The sequence below is a fragment of the Flagellimonas alvinocaridis genome (genome assembly GCF_004916895.1).
Lineage (GTDB): Bacteria > Bacteroidota > Bacteroidia > Flavobacteriales > Flavobacteriaceae > Flagellimonas > Flagellimonas alvinocaridis.
On the sequence record NZ_SNTZ01000001.1, the window covers coordinates 1,143,444 to 1,160,125 of the forward strand.

The following is a 16,682-nucleotide window of genomic DNA, read 5'->3' on the forward strand; positions in this document are numbered from 1 at the left end:
AATCAACAAACCACACCTACACGTTTCACCCAATAGCTACTAACCAAATACCCGATATTCGTGACGATTGGTGTAATTCGTGTCAATTTGTAAAAAAGACCAGCCTCCTAATCTTTAACATCTACTCGAGATGCCTACTTTTGCACCATGTATGATTACTTGGTTGTTGGTCTGGGCTTGGCCGGAATTTCCTTTTGCGAAGTACTGGAGAAGGAAGGCAAGTCTTTTAAAGTGGTTTCTGATGCATCGCAGCAAGCCTCCCAAGTTGCAGGCGGCCTATACAATCCAGTTATCTTAAAACGGTTTACCTTAGCCTGGAAGGCTAGGGAACAAATGGAGTTGGCTCAACCTTTCTATGCCCAATTGGAACAAAAATTAGGGGTACAGTTAGACTTTAAAGTTCCGGTGTTACGTCGTTTTGCCTCCATTGAAGAGCAGAACCTTTGGTTTGAAGCTGCTGATAAACCGGGGTTGGACTATTTTTTGTCAACCACCATTATACCCAACCAAAACAATGCTCTAGATGCACCGCATGGTTTTGGAGTAGTCAATTATACCGGAAGAATAGATACGGGCACCTTGGTACAGGCTTACACAGCCTATTTGGATCAAAAGGGAGCTTTGAAAAGAGAGTCTTTTGATTTTTCCGCCCTTAAAATTGAAGAAGCAAAGGTTTCATACAAAACCATGGAGGCAAAGCAAATTATCTTTGCCTGTGGTTATGGCCTTCAAGACAACCCTTTTTTCAACTACTTGCCCTTGAATGGCACCAAAGGGGAATTGTTGACGATCAAAGCACCAGCGTACAAGGAAGACAGAGTGATAAAGTCGTCTGTGTTCACCATTCCGTTGGGGGGGGATTTGTATCGGGTAGGCGCTACCTATAAATGGAAGGATAAGACCAACGAGCCCACCGAAGCATCCAAAAATGAACTTCTGGACAAGCTGACCACTTTTTTAAAATGTGATTTTGAGGTGATGGACCATGTGGCGGGTATTCGGCCAACTGTGGTAGATAGAAGGCCTTTGGTAGGGCAACACCCAAAACATAAAAAGTTGTATGTCCTCAACGGATTTGGGTCTAGGGGCGTACTTATTGCGCCCTATGCCTCACCCCAATTATACCAAGCCATTGAACACCAAAAACAGATTGATCCTGAAATGGACATTCAACGGTTTACCAAAAAATATTATCCAGATTAACCTTCCGCTACGGTATGCTTGTGTGTGTAATGCGCTGAAGCTTGCGGGTCATATTTAAAAAAGAAATTCACCCAAATATTACGTGACAAACGAACTATCACGGGCATGAAAACAACCAATGTGCCCACTATGGCAATAAAAGTGCCTAGTAAAGACGCGTTAAAAATCAAAAATGCAATTACAAAAGCCGCAACGGCAAAGGCTACCCCAACGGCATAACTCACGTACATGGCACCGTAGAAAAAAGAAGGCTCTATTTTGTACTTAGTGCCGCAGTGGGAACAACGCTCGTTCATGTTGAAAATTTGGGAAATAGCATACGGATTGGTGTTTTGGTACATGCTTTCCTCATGGCACTTGGGACAACTTCCTGTTAAAATACTGTACAGTTTGGTTCCTTTTTTTAACATTTGCAGCGATTTTATGCAAAAATACGCAATACCGTAATTTTGTTTTGTAATTCAGGTCACATAAAATGTTAAATGTCCATAATCTTTCAGTAGCCTTTGGGGGTGAATATCTTTTTGAAGAAATAGCGTTTCGTTTAAATGCTGGAGACCGGGTGGGTCTTATTGGTAAGAACGGCGCCGGCAAATCAACCATGCTGAAATTGTTGTCCAAGGATATGGCACCAGATGAGGGGACCATTGCCACGGAAAAGGACCTTAAAATAGGTTTTTTAAGACAGGATATAGATTTTGAACAAGGCCGAACCGTGTTGGACGAATCCTATCAGGCATTTGCAGATATCAAGGCCATGGAGCAAAAGCTTGAAGAAATTAACACGGCCTTGGCGGAGCGAACCGATTACGAGAGCGAGGGCTATCATCAGCTAATGGTAGATTTGAACGATGTTACCCATCATTATGAAATCTTGGGTGGCTACAACTATCAAGGCGATACTGAAAAAGTATTGTTGGGGTTGGGTTTTAAACGGGATGATTTTGATAAGCTGACGGATACCTTTTCCGGGGGATGGCGCATGCGGATAGAGTTGGCCAAGCTGCTTTTGCAGAATAACGATGTACTGTTACTGGATGAGCCTACCAACCACTTGGATATAGAATCCATCATTTGGTTGGAACAATTCTTAAAGACATACCCCGGTGCCGTTGTGATTGTTTCTCACGATAAAATGTTCTTGGATAATGTAACCAATAGGACCATAGAAATTTCCTTAGGTCGAATTTACGATCATAATAAACCATATACCAAGTTCTTGGAGTACAGAAAGGAAATCAAGGAACAACAGCTTAGTGCCCAAAAAAACCAAGAAAAACAAATACAGCAGACCGAGCGCTTAATTGAGAAGTTCAGGGCTAAATCGAGCAAGGCTTCTATGGCGCAGTCCCTCATTAAAAAGCTGGACAAGATCGAGCGTATTGAAGTGGACGAGGAGGATAATAGTGTCATGAACCTTCGTTTTCCTATATCAATAAATCCTGGTAAGGTAGTGGCAGAGCTGGATGACCTTTCCAAAAGCTATGGTAAAAAAGAAGTTTTAAAAGATATTGATCTTTTGGTGGAACGTGGCACCAAAACCGCTTTTGTGGGACAAAACGGACAAGGAAAAACCACTTTGGCCAAAATTATAGTGGGAGAGTTGGACCATACCGGAAGCTTGAAAATTGGACACAATGTACAACTAGGCTATTTTGCCCAGAACCAAGCAGAATATCTGGAGGGCGAAAAAACCATTTTAGATACCATGATCGATGCTGCCAATGAAAAGAACCGAAGTAAGGTTCGGGATATATTGGGTTCTTTTCTTTTTCGTGGTGATGAAGTGGAAAAATATGTAAAAGTGCTCTCTGGTGGAGAACGAAACCGCTTGGCTTTGGCCAAGATGTTATTGCAGCCCTTCAACGTCCTGATCATGGATGAGCCTACGAACCATTTAGACATCAAATCCAAGAATGTACTGAAAAAGGCACTACAGAATTTTGAAGGAACATTGGTGCTGGTATCCCATGACCGTGACTTTTTGCAAGGACTTACAGATAGGGTCTACGAATTTAAGGATGGTGGTATAAAAGAGTATTTGGGCGACATAGATTTTTATCTGGAGCAGCGCAAGGCAGAGGACTTCAGAAAAATTGAGAAAGGAGAGAAAAAAGTAGAAAAGAAAGTAGAGGAGGTATCCAAAGAAAATGATTACCAAGTCCAAAAAAAGCTGAAATCCCTTAAGAACAAATTAAGTGGGGTTGAGAAGCAAATTTCACAATTGGAAAAAGAGATAGCCGACATTGACCATGACCTTTTAATGGATTATGATACGACCATTGCCCGCCCCAATTTTTTTGACACCTATCAAGGCAAGAAGAGAAAGTTGGAGAACTTAATGGAAGATTGGGAGGTCTTGTCCCACGAATTGGAGTCCCTAAATTGATGTGGGATAGAAATTTACACCACACTTTTACCCTCGTTCACAACAAATTGCGTTCGATTCACCGATTAAATTTGTAAGTTTTTTCGTCTTTTGATTACTTTGTAGGTAAATTCCTTAGGATAAAATAAGTATTCAATGATTCGATTGGCCGTTTTCTTCTTATGTATGCTGGTATCTGTAGGTAAGACCTACGCCAACCAGGAAGTTCCCCAAGAGGAGAGGAATGCCCTCATAGATTTATACAACAGCACCAAAGGTGACAAATGGAACAATTCCTGGAATATGGAATCTCCAATCCACACGTGGAAAGGAGTAGAGATAAAAGACAACCATGTGGTGGGGTTGACCTTGTTCATGAACAATTTGGACGGCGTACTTCCAGAAAGCATGGGTAAACTGAAACATTTGACCCAATTGAATTTAGCATTCAACAATATTACCGGAGTTCTACCCAAGGATATTGTAAAATTAAAAAACCTTAAAGTGTTGCGCCTGGAAATGAATCGTATCAAAGGTTCGCTTCCGGATGGCATTGGAAAAATGAAACAATTGGAAGTGCTATCCATGTTCAACAATTTCTTAAGTGGCCCCATTCCTGATACATTCGGAAACCTCACTAAACTAAAAGAACTCAATCTATCTAGTAATAATCTTAAAGGAATCATTCCAAAATCCATAGGGAATCTAACCCAGTTGGAAGCTTTAGGCCTTTTTGAGAATGGCCTGGAAGGAAGCATACCGGCCGAAATGGGAAATTTAACCCAGTTGAAGGAGCTCGTACTGGCCAATAATCAATTGGGAGGTGAGATTCCTACAGAGTTTGGACAATTGGCAAGCATACAGGTATTGCAATTACAAAACAATCGATTTGATTCCTACACAGGACTCAAAATGATGAATACAGAACAGTTTTTGGTCTTTGATAGTGATGATAAGACCTTGACGCCACGATTTAATGACATCCATTTTGAACGTTCGCGTATGGCGGATACAAAATTTGAGGATGACAACGAAAATGAGTAGTTAGTTATTACTTTAGTTTGTTTGGTTTGGGGATACAGGCGTGTATCCCCTTTTTCTTTTTATGGATTTGATCAGAAGAAGAACGGTTTCCATGAATGATTGTGAGAATTGGGAAAGATTCCTTCTTTTGTTTAACTTCACTTAGATTCATTGTTTATAGTTTACACAGAAGTATTGTGCTCTCTTTTGTTTTGAACATTTACCGATTTGCCAAAGCCATTGTCAAAGGAATCAAAAATGATGATGAGTTTAAATTCCTGTGCTTCTTTTTGATGTTTTTATTGATAGGCTCTACCCTTTTCTATTCCCAAACAGAACATTGGTCCGTTATTGATTCGTTGTACTTTTCGGTGATGACCATGGCTACTGTGGGGTATGGCGATTTTGTTCCCACTACGGATTTGGGCAAGGTCTTCACTATAATTTATGCCTTTCTATCTATTGGAACCTTTGTGGTATTCACTGCAAAAATTGTGCGGTTGATTTTGGAAGATGGCTCACGCAGAAAACTATTCAAGAACAGCACAAGAAAATAACAAACCCGCCTGATAAATAATTCAAAAACTTACCCAATCATCTTTATCAAAATTTATGGTTTTGCTAGACCTGAAACGGAATGGGTAAAATCTCCCCAACTGAGTAAAATCTTATCTATTTAGAATATAAGATGTTTTTGTTTCAATCTGATATTCAGATACTTAATAAGATAAGTCGTTTTGGGCACACCCTTTGCCCAATGCACATACGTTCTGGGTTTCAAGAATAAGCCCGGGACGCTTAATATGGAAAAGATGAAAAATTTAAAGAGAAGCTTATGTTCCACCTGTAAATTTCTTGTGGATTGCTCGTTGACTACAAACCATAATGATATCAATTCATGTAGTGAATATGTACACCAAAGAGAACAGGAGTACGCAGTCTTTGAATGGAACTATGTAGAAGTTTAAAAATCAAAAAAAAAATAATTAAAAGAAGTATTGGTAATGATTACAAAAACAAAAAAAATAAAGAGGGTGTTAAAGCAGGGGATGCTGGACAATGTGATGCGCCAGTTTGACAATGCTGCAGATATCATAGACCTGAATCCCAACATTAGAAAAATATTGGAAGTCACCAACAATGAGTTGGTGGTGCATTTCCCGGTTCGTATGGACAATGGAGAGGTTCAAGTATTTACCGGGTACAGGGTACAGCATAACAATGCCCTAGGGCCATACAAAGGAGGTTTACGCTATCACCCTACGGTTGATATTGATGCGGCTAAAGCATTGGCCATGTGGATGACTTGGAAAACTTCACTTGCCAACTTACCCTATGGTGGGGCTAAAGGAGGGATCCAACTGGATCCATCCAAATACTCTCAGTCAGAATTGGAGCGCATAACCAGAAGATTTACCTATGCTTTGGGAGACAATATTGGTCCTGAACTGGATATTCCGGCACCGGATGTGAACACCAACAGCCAAACCATGGCTTGGATATTGGACACCTACATGTCTACCAAATCTCCTTCAGAACGTTCAACCAACCTTCACGTGGTTACAGGAAAACCGCTTGGGGCGGGTGGCTCCGAAGGAAGGGACAGAGCAACAGGATTTGGTGTGTTCTTGAGTATTAAGTTTTGGGCAGAACACAGGAACATAAACCTTAAAAACAAACGGTTCATTGTCCAAGGTTTTGGTAATGTTGGGTATTGGACAGCCTACTTCATGGAAAAAGAAGGAGCCAAGCTGGTTGCCGTGCAGGATGCCAAAGCCAGTATTTATGAAGAAGATGGAATAGCGGTAGAACCTCTTTTTGAATACGCAAGTGCCAATGGAAACTCGGTTTCTGGATTTTCAGGTGCCAGAGAGATCCATGACGATGATTTTTTTGGGTTAGACTGTGATATCATTATACCAGCAGCCTTGGGAAATCAGATAACGGCCAAAAATGCACCAAAAATAAAGGCAAGACTCATTGCCGAAGGAGCCAACGGACCAACGGATGTAGAAGCTGAGGAAATCCTTTTGAAAAGGGAAATTGAGATCATCCCCGATATTTTATGTAATTCTGGAGGGGTAATAGGAAGCTATTTCGAGTGGCTTCAGAACCGAAACGGTGAGATTTGGTCCCTTGAAAAGGTCATGGAAAAATTGGAAGAAAAACTTAAGGAATCGTTCGGAAAAGTTATTCAGACATCGGAAGAACGAAGAATGGATATGCGGACAGCGGCGTTTGTAATAGCTATTGAAAGACTTGAGCGGACTTATGTGCAACGGGGAATTTTCCCATAATCAATACGAATGAAGTACGGAAAACTGATCATAGAACAAAAAGAGTTTGTATTGTTGAAAAGGTATACCAACCTTTCTGGATTTTATAAGGATGATACGCAGTTTGAATCCGCAAAAAGGCTATCCAAAGAGTTGGATACAGCCAAGATTTGCCATGAGAGCGAAATGCCCTATGACATTGTTCGTTTCAATTCTTATGTAACGATAACTTCTGGGGATGGCTGGCAAAAACGATTTCAACTTGTAATGCCCAAGGACAAGGATGTAAAGCAGGACAAGATTTCTATTTTGGCCCCCATGGGATCTGCGGTTGTTGGCTATGCAGAAGGAGATGATGTGGTCTGGAAGTTTCCTGCCGGGGAGAAGAAGTTGGTAATTGCCAAGGTGGAACAAACAGAGGAAACCTTGGATTTAAACACCTTAATATGAACCCACCTACTTTTTACATGCATGATACGATAGAACAAATTCTCCAGAAGCGGGAACATATCGAAATCAATGAATGGATAGAAGAGCTTGAGGCTATTGAAAGAGAGCTCCAATATGTACTGAAAGTACAAGAACAGTTATTGGAAAATAAGGAGTTGGATGGGATTTTGCGTGTGTTGCGCAGGGAGAATACCATACTTTTGGCAAACCTGAACCGATATCTAATGGATAAAGCCAAAGCAGTGGAATGTGACACGCTGGAATGTGATATGTACCACTTACACCTCCATGAAAAAAGCAGGGGCATGTTCAGGGAACATCTAAAAAAGTTCAGGAAAGCAAAGGAAAGGGTGCTCTTGGGTGTTCTTGGGAAAAACAGGGCCCATCTTGCAAAATGATTTGGACAATGTAACATGCGGCGCTATTGATCAAAGGTTTCGAAAACCCCATCAATTTGGGCAAGCAAGGATTGACTATTGCGTATTTTTCTGATGGTAAGCATAAGTTCCTTAAACTCTATTTTGCTAAAGGAAGGAGCAGGTGCGGTGCTCATAACGCTGCGGATAGGGTGGTAAGGACCAATACTGAAATTTAAGGTCCAATCATTTATTTCTATTATAGTGGGGCTACTTTCCACCAATACATGAAATTCATTGGGAATGGGATGGGCGGTTTTTTGCAATGTGTCGTTGGTAATCGGTTTACCGATCTTAAAATCGTCCATCACTTCCATAATGTGCAATTCATTTAATTTTTCACCGATGGCCACCAATTTCCAAAAAGAATCTTTGTTTGGTGTTGGGATCAATGCTGTATTGGACCAACAAAAATCTCCGTATTTAGACCGAAGATGGGATGCATGCATTGTTGCATAACTATAATGGAAAAGGTCTTCAGTGGAAAAAGCATTCTTATAGTCCTCTCGGATTTGAGGGTTGTTGATAAAGCATACATTTCCAGTAAATTCCCCATGATCATAGTCTAATTCCAGAGTCTCGATGATTTGCTGTAAAACATCTGGGTGAACTTCTATCCATTGCTTTATAAAATCAGTCAACTGTTGACTGTGCAATGCACTTGGATATGATTTTGGAAAAACAACCATGCTTTTAATCAATCAATTGATACCAAGGTAAAGATTAATGGCCATCAATGAAAGAAAGGATGTATTGGGTAGATGTCGCATCAGGGTTGCGGATTTGACATGGAGCTTTTTCAGATACTTTAGTAAATAATTGAATCCGAAGCAATTCGTGGAAGGGTATACCCGCCATAATCCACGTCCAACCCTTTACTCACTTCTTTTGGACCATCGGAAGGCAGCGAAGCCCCAAAAACATACACTTTCTGCAGGGATGGGAAATTCTCCAATTTTTCAAACAAATTTGAAGTGATTCCGGTACGGGTTAGGTTGAGGTGTTTCAAATGCGAAAGATGGGAAAGCTCCTCAATGCCTTGGTCCGTGACTTCGGTTTGACCCAAGTTCAGCACGGTCAGGTTGGGCAGATGACCCAGATACGGATAAATGGAATCGTTGATTTCCGTATGGGACAAATCCAATTCCACGATAAAATCGTTTATGGGCGTTAAGGCCAATGTATCTGTCAACGAAAATCCAGGTTTGTTGATGGCGGTGACCCGTAGCCAAGGGGAATCCTTACTGAGATACTCCACATGCAATCCGGTTTCCTTGACGGTGCGTAGACTGTCCAAGGGTAAGGGAGACAAAGTGGCTTCGGGATAAAAATCTTCCACATCCTTGGGAAAGAAGGGCTCAAATAAGCTTTCATCCAATCCATGCGATGCAATGCTGCCGTCAAAAGGGTGCCCGGCCTCTATCCAGGCTTTTAGCACGGCAACTTCTTCCTTGGTCAGTTGCTCTTTTTCCTTGGGTGGCATATGTCCATCGGTATCTTTGGGAGAAATAACCCGGGTGAAAAGTTCACTGCCATCAGGGTTTTGGGCCATGATCACCTCACCGTTTTCGCCGCCGGATAGAATATCGTCCATATGGTGTAGGCGCAGTTCGCCTTTGGCCTGTTTGGGACCATGGCAGCTAACACATTTGTTGTTGAGGATGGGATGTACCACTTCGGCGTACAGGTCGGCATTCTCCCAGGATTCTTCGGTCAATGCTATGGGGAGTTCTTCAAAAACCGGAATTCCCAGTGCTTTTTTAACCCCTCGTGGAAGGGGTTCGGTCAGGTACCCTTCACCATGGGTGATGTTGCCCCCTTTATGGCCTGTGATGGAAATCAACACCAACCCTAAAACCATCATAATGGGAAAGGACACTTTTTGCAACACTGCTATGGAATCCGACTTCCATTTCAAATACAATGCAAAGCAAAACACGGCCGTGATGATTCCAAACCACAGGTGACCTTTGACGGTATCAAACCCATAACCCTCATTTTGGTATAGCAGAAATCCACTTATGCAGGCTAAGACCGAGACAATCCCCGCCCAAAGGAATAAGGTGGACAATAGCCCGGTGTACTGTTTTGTCTTACGGTCCGTCCAATATAAAAGTACCCCCAGTATCAAGAAACCTATAGGCAAGTGTACGATCAAAGGATGCAACCGCCCCAATAGCTGTGAAAGAATATCCATTTAATCTAGTCCGAGTCTTTGTTTTATAATATTCATCATGTAGACGTTGGCTTCCCATTGGTCCGATACGGGAAGTTGGGTATACGGAAGGGCGGGCATGTAATAGGGTGGCCCAAATTCCGAGGTAACCGTCATGGGACGGTCATTTTCCGCCCAGAATTTTCTAATGACCTTTTCCCAGATGTCCAAATGGCGGTCAACGGCCCTTTTCCACTCAGGGGCTTTGGGGTCGTTTACCTGGGGACTCTCGGCATGGCCTACACGTGCATGGATATGGTCGGTCTTTGCAATTACATCGGAAAGCATGGCATCCCTGCCTTCCAATAAGGATTCATGGACCACCATCCAATGGCTGATGTCGGCAGTAAGGCGTAAATCGGATATCTTTTTTAAATAGTCCAATGTAATGGGCAAGGTGTAACTGAACCGTCCCCGGTGGGTCTCATGATAAATGGGAATGCCGGTTTCCTTGCTGATGGCATTGGCCGCTTTTATGAAAGCGGTATTCTGCTCCATCGAGAAAAAGTCACTACCGGTTTGACTGTTGATGACCACGGGTTTCCACGATACCAATACATATAATTTCTTTTTATAGGCCTCCAAACTTTCCTCAAAAGGAAGACTGTTGTCGGTCCCATGCATCAAATTGAGCTTTAGATCATGCTTTTTCAATGCCGCATTCAATTGCTGTTGACTTTCTGCCTCATTGGGAAGCCAAACATCAATACCATCAAAACCTGAGGCTTTGGCCCGTTCGCAAAATGCATCCCAGCTCAGGGTGTTTCCCCAGTTGGTCTGAAAAAAGAGGATTTCCCCTTTTTGGGGATAGACGGTAGTGGCAAAAAGAATCATTACTAAATAGAGGTGTTTTTTCATGAGTAAATAAAAGTTTGGTTGCGATTATGCCAATATTTCTTTGATGACCTCCCCATGTACATCGGTCAACCTAAAAGGCCTTCCCTGAAAATCAAAAGTGAACTGTTCATGGTTGAAGCCAAGCAAGTGGAGCATGGTGGCATGGACGTCATGCACAGAGACAGCCCCATCCACTGCAGAGAACCCGATTTCATCGGTTTCCCCATGGCAGGCTCCTTTTTTAATGCCCCCGCCGGCCATCCACATGGTAAAGGCATCACCATGGTGATCTCGGCCCATAAAGCCCATTTCCTTGCCTTCACGATTTTCCTTCATGGGAGTACGGCCAAATTCACCGCCCCAAACCACTAAGGTATCATCCAAAAGACCACGTTGTTTTAAATCCAATAGTAGAGCGGTCATGGGTCGGTCTATTTGTCGACATTTGTTTCGAAGTCCCAAATCCACGGCAGTGCTATGGTCCGTTCCGTGACTGTCCCAGCCCCAATCGAACAATTGTACATAACGTACACCTTGTTCCACCAGTTTTCGCGCCAGTAGACAGTTGTTGGCAAAGGATTCCTTTCCAGGTTCCACCCCGTACATTTCCTTGATATTATCCGGTTCATTGTTGATGTTCATTACTTCTGGAACGGCAATCTGCATGCGATAGGCCATTTCATATTGATTGATACGGGCCAGAATCTCTGGGTCGGCATACTGGGCATATTCGGCTTTGTTGATCTTGTTGATGGCATCAATAGTGCTTTTTTTTAGGTCACGGGATATGCCTTTGGGGTCATCAATGTAAAGTACAGGGTCTCCTTTGGACCTGCACTGTACGCCCTGATAAACCGAGGGCAAAAACCCACTTCCCCAAACACTTTTTCCCGCACTGGGCGCCTGTCCACCAGAGGTGAGCACCACAAAACCGGGTAAATTCTGGTTTTCAGACCCTAGTCCGTAAGTGACCCATGATCCAATACTGGGTCTTCCCAAGCGTGGGGTTCCCGTATGCATGAACAATTGGGCGGGTCCATGGTTGAACTGGTCCGTGTTCACGGCTTTCAGGAAAGCCACTTCGTCCACGACTTTTTTGAAATGGGGCAGGTTTTCCGAGACCCAATTGCCACTTTCACCGACCTGTTCAAATTCGGCTTGGGGACCAAGAAGTTTTGGGGTACCCCGGATAAATGCGAATTTTTTGCCTTGCAAAAGAGATTGTGGGCAATCTTGGTTGTGCAATTTGGCCAGTTCGGGCTTATAATCGAACATCTCCAATTGCGAAGGGGATCCTGCCATGTGCAGATAGATTACCGATTTTACCTTGGGGGCAAAAGGAGGAGGCAATGTGGCTAAGGGATTCAGGTCCCTTTCGGTCAATTGCAAGCCTTTTTTAAGGGCTGCTGCCGGGTCACTTTTTTGAAAATTACAAGAAGCCAAGAAACCGCTCAATGCCAAACCGCCCATTCCCGTGGCGCACTGTTTCATAAAATGTCGACGGGTCTGCGACTGCGCTTCACGCATCAGTTTTTCGTGGATCAATCGGTCCAAAGAATCTTTGCTCATGACTTTGTAATAAATTCATCAAGGTTCATAATGGCATTGGCCACAACGGTCAACGCGGCCAATTCGGCATCATCGGTTCCCAAAAAGTCATCCATGGCCTTCGCGTCCATTTTAAAGGTGGCCAAGGATTCTTCATACAATTCGGACAATGCCTGTTTTTTATCTGGGCTCAATTCCCGGAATACGGCCTTTTCATAGCCTCGGGCAATGGCACTTTCAATATTTTCCGCTTTTTTCATGTCGATGGCCAGTTGGTGGGCCGCCTCAAGATATACGGGGTCATTGAGGGTCACCAAGGCCTGTAAAGGGGTGTTGGTCACGGTTCTTCGGATGGTACATACCTCCCGACTGCTGGCATCAAAGCTCATAAAGCTGGGATATGGGCTGGTGCGTTTGATATAGGTATAAAGGCCACGACGATAACGGTCTTCTCCTTTGCTTTCCACCCAAGTTTCACTGCTGTAGACGGTCTGCCAAACCCCATCGGGTTGGGGGGGCATAACACTGGGGCCATACATTTTTGAACTCAACAATCCTGAAACGGCCAAAGCTTGGTCCCTGACCTGCTCTGCGGTCAAACGCAATCTTGGACCACGGGCGTAGAGCCTGTTCTCTGGGTCTATTTGGTGCAAGGTTGGATTTCCTTCCGAGCTTTGACGGTAGGTGCCGGACATCACGATATCCTTGATGAGCGATTTCAACTGCCACTCATTTTCATTCATCAACCGAAGTGACAACCAATCCAACAAAGCTGGGTGTGATGGAGGTTCGGATTGCGATCCCATATCTTCAAGCGAAGCCACAAAACCATTTCCGAACAATTGATGCCAAACCCGGTTTACCAAGGTGCGTGCCGTCAAGGGGTTCTCCTTGCTCACCAACCATTGCGCCAGACCCAAACGGTTTTTGGGCCATTCCTGTTTCCATGGGTTCAATATTGCGGGTGTGACCGGGGTGACGGTATCAGCCAGTGTAAGCCAGTTTCCACGTTCAAAAACCCGGGTCGTACGGGTCATATAATCCGGGTTCTCTATCATGATGGGCACCGTTGGGGTGACGGTGTTCAAAAGATCTAGGAATTTTTTCTGGATTTGATCATGTCCAGGTTGTCCTTCGCCGGGAAGGTCGGGCAAAAATGCAAACCAAGAAATAAAGCTGGTCCCCGTCTGTTGAGGCAGTGTTGGGTTTTCAGCTTCAAAAAACAAGCGAATCGAATCTTGTACCTGGGCAAATGACACTTTACGGATAATTTCCCTAGGGGTCTTATCAATATTGAAACGTGCCAAGACTTCGCCGGTATCATTGTCTTTTCGAAGCGTCATGACCGTACCATTATCATTGGCCCAATATTTAAAATAAAGGTTGGGCGAGCCTTGGGTATAAATGTCATCATAGTAACAGGAACCATTGGGCCAAAGCGAGAGGTATTTGGTATCGGCCAGTTCGCCATTGACAAAGTTCTTGGCATGGTGAACCTGATAGAACGGCTCATTGTACATTAAAAACTTGTTGAATTGGTCGGCCACTTCTTGGTTTCCATACTTTAGGTTCCATTGAAAGATTTCGTTCAGGGTCTTTTGGTCATCTTCGCTATAGAATTTCAATACAGGATCCTCATGGGGGGTGTCCTCATCCATGGCGTTGTTGAAAAAAGCCATCATATTATAGTATTCCTCATGCCTGAAAGGATCATACGTATGACTATGGCACTGAACACACTCCATGGTGGTACTTTGCCATACTTGGAAGGTGGTATTGACGCGGTCCAGTACTGAAGCAACCCTGAATTCTTCATCCTCTGTACCTCCTTCATCGTTGTTCATGGTGTTTCGGTGGAAGGCTGTGGCAATGAGTTGGTCCATGGACGGGTCAGGCAATAAATCACCGGCAAGCTGTTCCGTGGTGAACTGGTCATAGGGCATATTTTCATTCAGGGCTTTTATAACCCAATCCCGGTACTTCCACATGGTTCTGCCTTGATCTTTTTCATACCCTTTACTGTCCGCGTAGCGTGCAAGATCTAACCACCAACTGGCCCATTTTTCACCAAAGGAAGGTTGTGCCAAAAGGCTGTCCACCAAAGTTTCATATTCCATTTCCCCTTGGGTATAGGCATCAAACCAGATTGCTTTGGGAGGTAGCCCGGTTAAATCAAAGGCCAATCTTCGGGCAATGATACTTTTTGGGGCGGGTGCATTGGGAGACAACTCATTTTCCTCCAGACGTGCCATGATAAAATGGTCAATGTCGTTCTGGATGAAGTCACTGTACTCCGGTAAAAAGCCTGCTTCTTGTTCCGCTTGTGGAACCGTAACTTCTTGGGGAGGGGAATAGGCCCAATGTTTTCCCCATTCGGCACCTTGATTGATCCACCGCTCCAATAAATCGATTTCTTCTTGGTTCAATGCCGGTTTTTCATAGGGCATCCGCAGTTCTGGATCATCTTCATGTAGACGACGAATGAATTCGCTGGCGTTGGCATTACCGGGAACAATGGCCCTTTTTCCCGATTCGCCTTCGGCCAATGCCTCTTCTTCAAAGAGGAAGCTGATACCACCACTCTTTTTGACCCCACCATGACAGGTAATGCAATGTTTGTTCAGAATAGGTCGTACCTCACTGGCAAAATCAACCTTTTCACCAGTGTTGCAACCCATGAGCATAACGGATAAAATCGATGCTCCAAGAAATATGCGAAAATGTCGAATCGGCATTTTTTTTGAATATTTGTAAATATTATATAGAATAATTCTGAAAAACTACATTAAATTATACAAAAAAAGGTACTTTTTTTGCCACTTTGTAAATGTATGTAATCATTGGAATTTCTTAGGACCATACGAAGACTTTTTTGTGATTGGTTTTTTGAACTTTTGAATGATTTGTGTTCTTTTTCGAAACTGGGGAAATTGCATAGTGCTAAACTTGAAGTGCACATAAATTTTGGTTGGTAATCGACAAAAGAGTGGTCTTGGGATTATTTTTTTCTAAGTGAAGATTCCCGGATTACTAAATCCGTTTTAAGGGTGATGGTTTCAAAGTCAATGGCGTTGTCTTCGTCCTCAATTTGTCGTATCAATAATTTGGCGGCGGCCTCTCCCATTTGGAATGCCCGATCATTTACTGTGGTAAGGTTGGGCTGGATTACTTGTGATATGGGATAATTACTGAATCCCACAACAGCTATTTGTTCGGGAACCTTAAATCCAGCTTTCTGAAAAACCTGGACCGCGCTGATGGCCGTGTAGTCGTTGGAGCAGAAAACCCCATCAGGTATTTGGGGCAAGGCAATAAGTTTACGGGCGGAAATAGCCCCTTCTTCATAGCTGAGGTTTTGGGTCTCGAGGACCAAATCAGGATTATAGGGGATATTATGCGCCTTCAGTGCAGCTTTGTATCCCTCAAAGCGATGCTTAAATATTGGGGTACCTTGATTTCCCGCAATATGACCTATTCTTTTGCACCCTTGTTCTATGAGGTGTTCTGTGGCCTTGAAGGCAGAGCCAAAATCATCTATGACCACTTTATTGGCCTGAAAATCTGTAGGGACCCGGTCGTAGAATATGATGGGAACTCCAAGTTTGACCAACTTTTTAAAATGGGTATAGCTTTTGGTTTCATTGGAAAGACATACAATAATGCCTTCCACCAATCTATTCTGAAGGATCTTGGCAATTTCCTTTTCCCTATCGATGGAATCCTTGGATTGGAATATGGTGATGTTATACCCTTCCCTATAGGCTAGGTCTTCTATGCCACTGATGACCAAAGAATGAAAATGGACATCTATTTTGGGTACGATCACCCCAATGGAATGGGTTCTTTTTTTCCGAAAACCAGCAGCAATGGAGTTGGGTGCAAAGCCAAGCTCCTCGGCCTTTTTTCGTACCTTCTTTTTTGTGGATTCGCTTATGGCCGGATGCCCTGCAATTGCCCTCGAAATGGTGGAAGGGGATAGTTGGAGCTCCTTGGCCAAATCTTTAAGGGTTATTCTTGGGCTGGACATTATAGCGAGTTACAAACGTTTGCGTTAATTTGAAATATTGGAGTTGTTCATTAATCGAACACTGGACGTTTTTTCCAATTATACAGACAAATTTAATGGATTTTTAGTGCTAGGAGGATTATTTGATTTATTTTGATTCGAAATTATTTATGCAAACGTTTGCATAAACATACTGTACGTCTTCAAACGAATCTGAACTGGCCCAGTCCAAAGTTAAGTCATAGTTTCAACTTTTGAATTTGGTGCTCTTTTCTTCTTTTGAGCATCGTTCTTCTCTTTATCAATTTACGGTTTTCCAATATCTTTTTGTCCAATCCAA

14 protein-coding genes are annotated in these 16,682 nt (G+C 43.2%); 7 read left to right on the forward strand and 7 right to left on the reverse strand.

Annotated elements, in window-relative coordinates:
- Positions 1-147: 147 nt before the first annotated feature.
- On the forward strand, positions 148-1,203 hold the full coding sequence (locus EZV76_RS05150) for an NAD(P)/FAD-dependent oxidoreductase (protein WP_136565492.1): 1,056 nt from the start codon (positions 148-150) through the stop codon (positions 1,201-1,203).
- Here EZV76_RS05150 and EZV76_RS05155 read toward each other — a convergent pair.
- Positions 1,200-1,613 carry a DUF983 domain-containing protein gene (locus EZV76_RS05155; protein ID WP_136565493.1) on the reverse strand — a complete coding sequence of 138 codons (414 nt, stop codon included), beginning with the start codon at positions 1,611-1,613 and terminating at the stop codon, positions 1,200-1,202. The two genes, EZV76_RS05150 and EZV76_RS05155, sit on opposite strands and share 4 nt — an antisense overlap.
- Positions 1,614-1,678: 65 nt before the next feature.
- On the opposite strand from EZV76_RS05155, the gene EZV76_RS05160 reads away from it, so the two are divergent.
- The 6 genes from EZV76_RS05160 (at position 1,679) to EZV76_RS05185 (ending at position 7,718) form a co-directional block, all read left to right on the forward strand.
- Complete coding sequence (locus tag EZV76_RS05160) at positions 1,679-3,592, forward strand: ABC-F family ATP-binding cassette domain-containing protein (RefSeq protein WP_136565494.1); 1,914 nt, start codon at positions 1,679-1,681, stop codon at positions 3,590-3,592.
- A gap of 135 nt (positions 3,593-3,727) precedes the next feature.
- Positions 3,728-4,615, forward strand: coding sequence for a leucine-rich repeat domain-containing protein (locus EZV76_RS05165; RefSeq protein WP_136565495.1), 888 nt, complete (start codon positions 3,728-3,730; stop codon positions 4,613-4,615).
- Positions 4,616-4,791: 176 nt separating this feature from the next.
- On the forward strand, positions 4,792-5,151 hold the full coding sequence (locus EZV76_RS05170; RefSeq protein ID WP_136565496.1) for a potassium channel family protein: 360 nt from the start codon (positions 4,792-4,794) through the stop codon (positions 5,149-5,151).
- Positions 5,152-5,598: 447 nt separating this feature from the next.
- A complete protein-coding gene (locus tag EZV76_RS05175; RefSeq protein ID WP_136565497.1) occupies positions 5,599-6,891 on the forward strand; it encodes a Glu/Leu/Phe/Val family dehydrogenase in 1,293 nt (430 codons plus the stop codon).
- A 9-nt stretch (positions 6,892-6,900) separates the two neighbouring features.
- Positions 6,901-7,320 carry a GreA/GreB family elongation factor gene (locus EZV76_RS05180; protein WP_136565498.1) on the forward strand — a complete coding sequence of 140 codons (420 nt, stop codon included), beginning with the start codon at positions 6,901-6,903 and terminating at the stop codon, positions 7,318-7,320.
- Positions 7,317-7,718, forward strand: coding sequence for a hypothetical protein (locus tag EZV76_RS05185; RefSeq protein ID WP_136565499.1), 402 nt, complete (start codon positions 7,317-7,319; stop codon positions 7,716-7,718). The genes EZV76_RS05180 and EZV76_RS05185 overlap by 4 nt, the downstream gene beginning before the upstream one ends.
- A 23-nt stretch (positions 7,719-7,741) precedes the next feature.
- Here the strand turns inward: EZV76_RS05185 and EZV76_RS05190 are convergent, their stop codons facing one another.
- The 6 genes from EZV76_RS05190 to EZV76_RS05215 all read right to left on the reverse strand — a co-directional run bounded on the left by EZV76_RS05190 (position 7,742) and on the right by EZV76_RS05215 (position 16,363).
- Complete coding sequence (locus EZV76_RS05190) at positions 7,742-8,425, reverse strand: type ISP restriction/modification enzyme (protein ID WP_136565500.1); 684 nt, start codon at positions 8,423-8,425, stop codon at positions 7,742-7,744.
- Between the two features lie 119 nt (positions 8,426-8,544).
- A complete protein-coding gene (locus tag EZV76_RS05195; protein WP_136565501.1) occupies positions 8,545-9,933 on the reverse strand; it encodes a c-type cytochrome domain-containing protein in 1,389 nt (462 codons plus the stop codon).
- Entirely contained in the window at positions 9,934-10,809 is an 876-nt protein-coding gene (locus EZV76_RS05200; RefSeq protein WP_236640860.1) for a sugar phosphate isomerase/epimerase family protein, read from the reverse strand.
- 24 nt (positions 10,810-10,833) lie between these two features.
- Positions 10,834-12,357 (reverse strand): DUF1501 domain-containing protein, encoded by a 1,524-nt coding sequence (locus EZV76_RS05205; RefSeq protein ID WP_136565502.1) that lies wholly within the window; start codon positions 12,355-12,357, stop codon positions 10,834-10,836.
- A complete protein-coding gene (locus EZV76_RS05210; protein WP_236640861.1) occupies positions 12,354-15,014 on the reverse strand; it encodes a PSD1 and planctomycete cytochrome C domain-containing protein in 2,661 nt (886 codons plus the stop codon). The genes EZV76_RS05205 and EZV76_RS05210 overlap by 4 nt, the downstream gene beginning before the upstream one ends.
- A gap of 320 nt (positions 15,015-15,334) precedes the next feature.
- Complete coding sequence (locus EZV76_RS05215) at positions 15,335-16,363, reverse strand: LacI family DNA-binding transcriptional regulator (RefSeq protein WP_136565504.1); 1,029 nt, start codon at positions 16,361-16,363, stop codon at positions 15,335-15,337.
- Positions 16,364-16,682: the final 319 nt, after the last annotated feature.

Coding starts and splice junctions, on each gene's coding strand:
- EZV76_RS05180 (WP_136565498.1), top strand. CDS start 6,901: ATGAAGTACGGAAAACTGATCATAGAACAAAAAGAGTTTGTATTGTTG.
- EZV76_RS05150 (WP_136565492.1), top strand. CDS start 148: ATGTATGATTACTTGGTTGTTGGTCTGGGCTTGGCCGGAATTTCCTTT.
- EZV76_RS05155 (WP_136565493.1), bottom strand. CDS start 1,613: ATGTTAAAAAAAGGAACCAAACTGTACAGTATTTTAACAGGAAGTTGT.
- EZV76_RS05185 (WP_136565499.1), top strand. CDS start 7,317: ATGAACCCACCTACTTTTTACATGCATGATACGATAGAACAAATTCTC.
- EZV76_RS05215 (WP_136565504.1), bottom strand. CDS start 16,363: ATGTCCAGCCCAAGAATAACCCTTAAAGATTTGGCCAAGGAGCTCCAA.
- EZV76_RS05160 (WP_136565494.1), top strand. CDS start 1,679: ATGTTAAATGTCCATAATCTTTCAGTAGCCTTTGGGGGTGAATATCTT.
- EZV76_RS05195 (WP_136565501.1), bottom strand. CDS start 9,933: ATGGATATTCTTTCACAGCTATTGGGGCGGTTGCATCCTTTGATCGTA.
- EZV76_RS05165 (WP_136565495.1), top strand. CDS start 3,728: ATGATTCGATTGGCCGTTTTCTTCTTATGTATGCTGGTATCTGTAGGT.
- EZV76_RS05210 (WP_236640861.1), bottom strand. CDS start 15,014: ATGGGTTGCAACACTGGTGAAAAGGTTGATTTTGCCAGTGAGGTACGA.
- EZV76_RS05205 (WP_136565502.1), bottom strand. CDS start 12,357: ATGAGCAAAGATTCTTTGGACCGATTGATCCACGAAAAACTGATGCGT.
- EZV76_RS05190 (WP_136565500.1), bottom strand. CDS start 8,425: ATGGTTGTTTTTCCAAAATCATATCCAAGTGCATTGCACAGTCAACAG.
- EZV76_RS05175 (WP_136565497.1), top strand. CDS start 5,599: ATGATTACAAAAACAAAAAAAATAAAGAGGGTGTTAAAGCAGGGGATG.
- EZV76_RS05200 (WP_236640860.1), bottom strand. CDS start 10,809: ATGAAAAAACACCTCTATTTAGTAATGATTCTTTTTGCCACTACCGTC.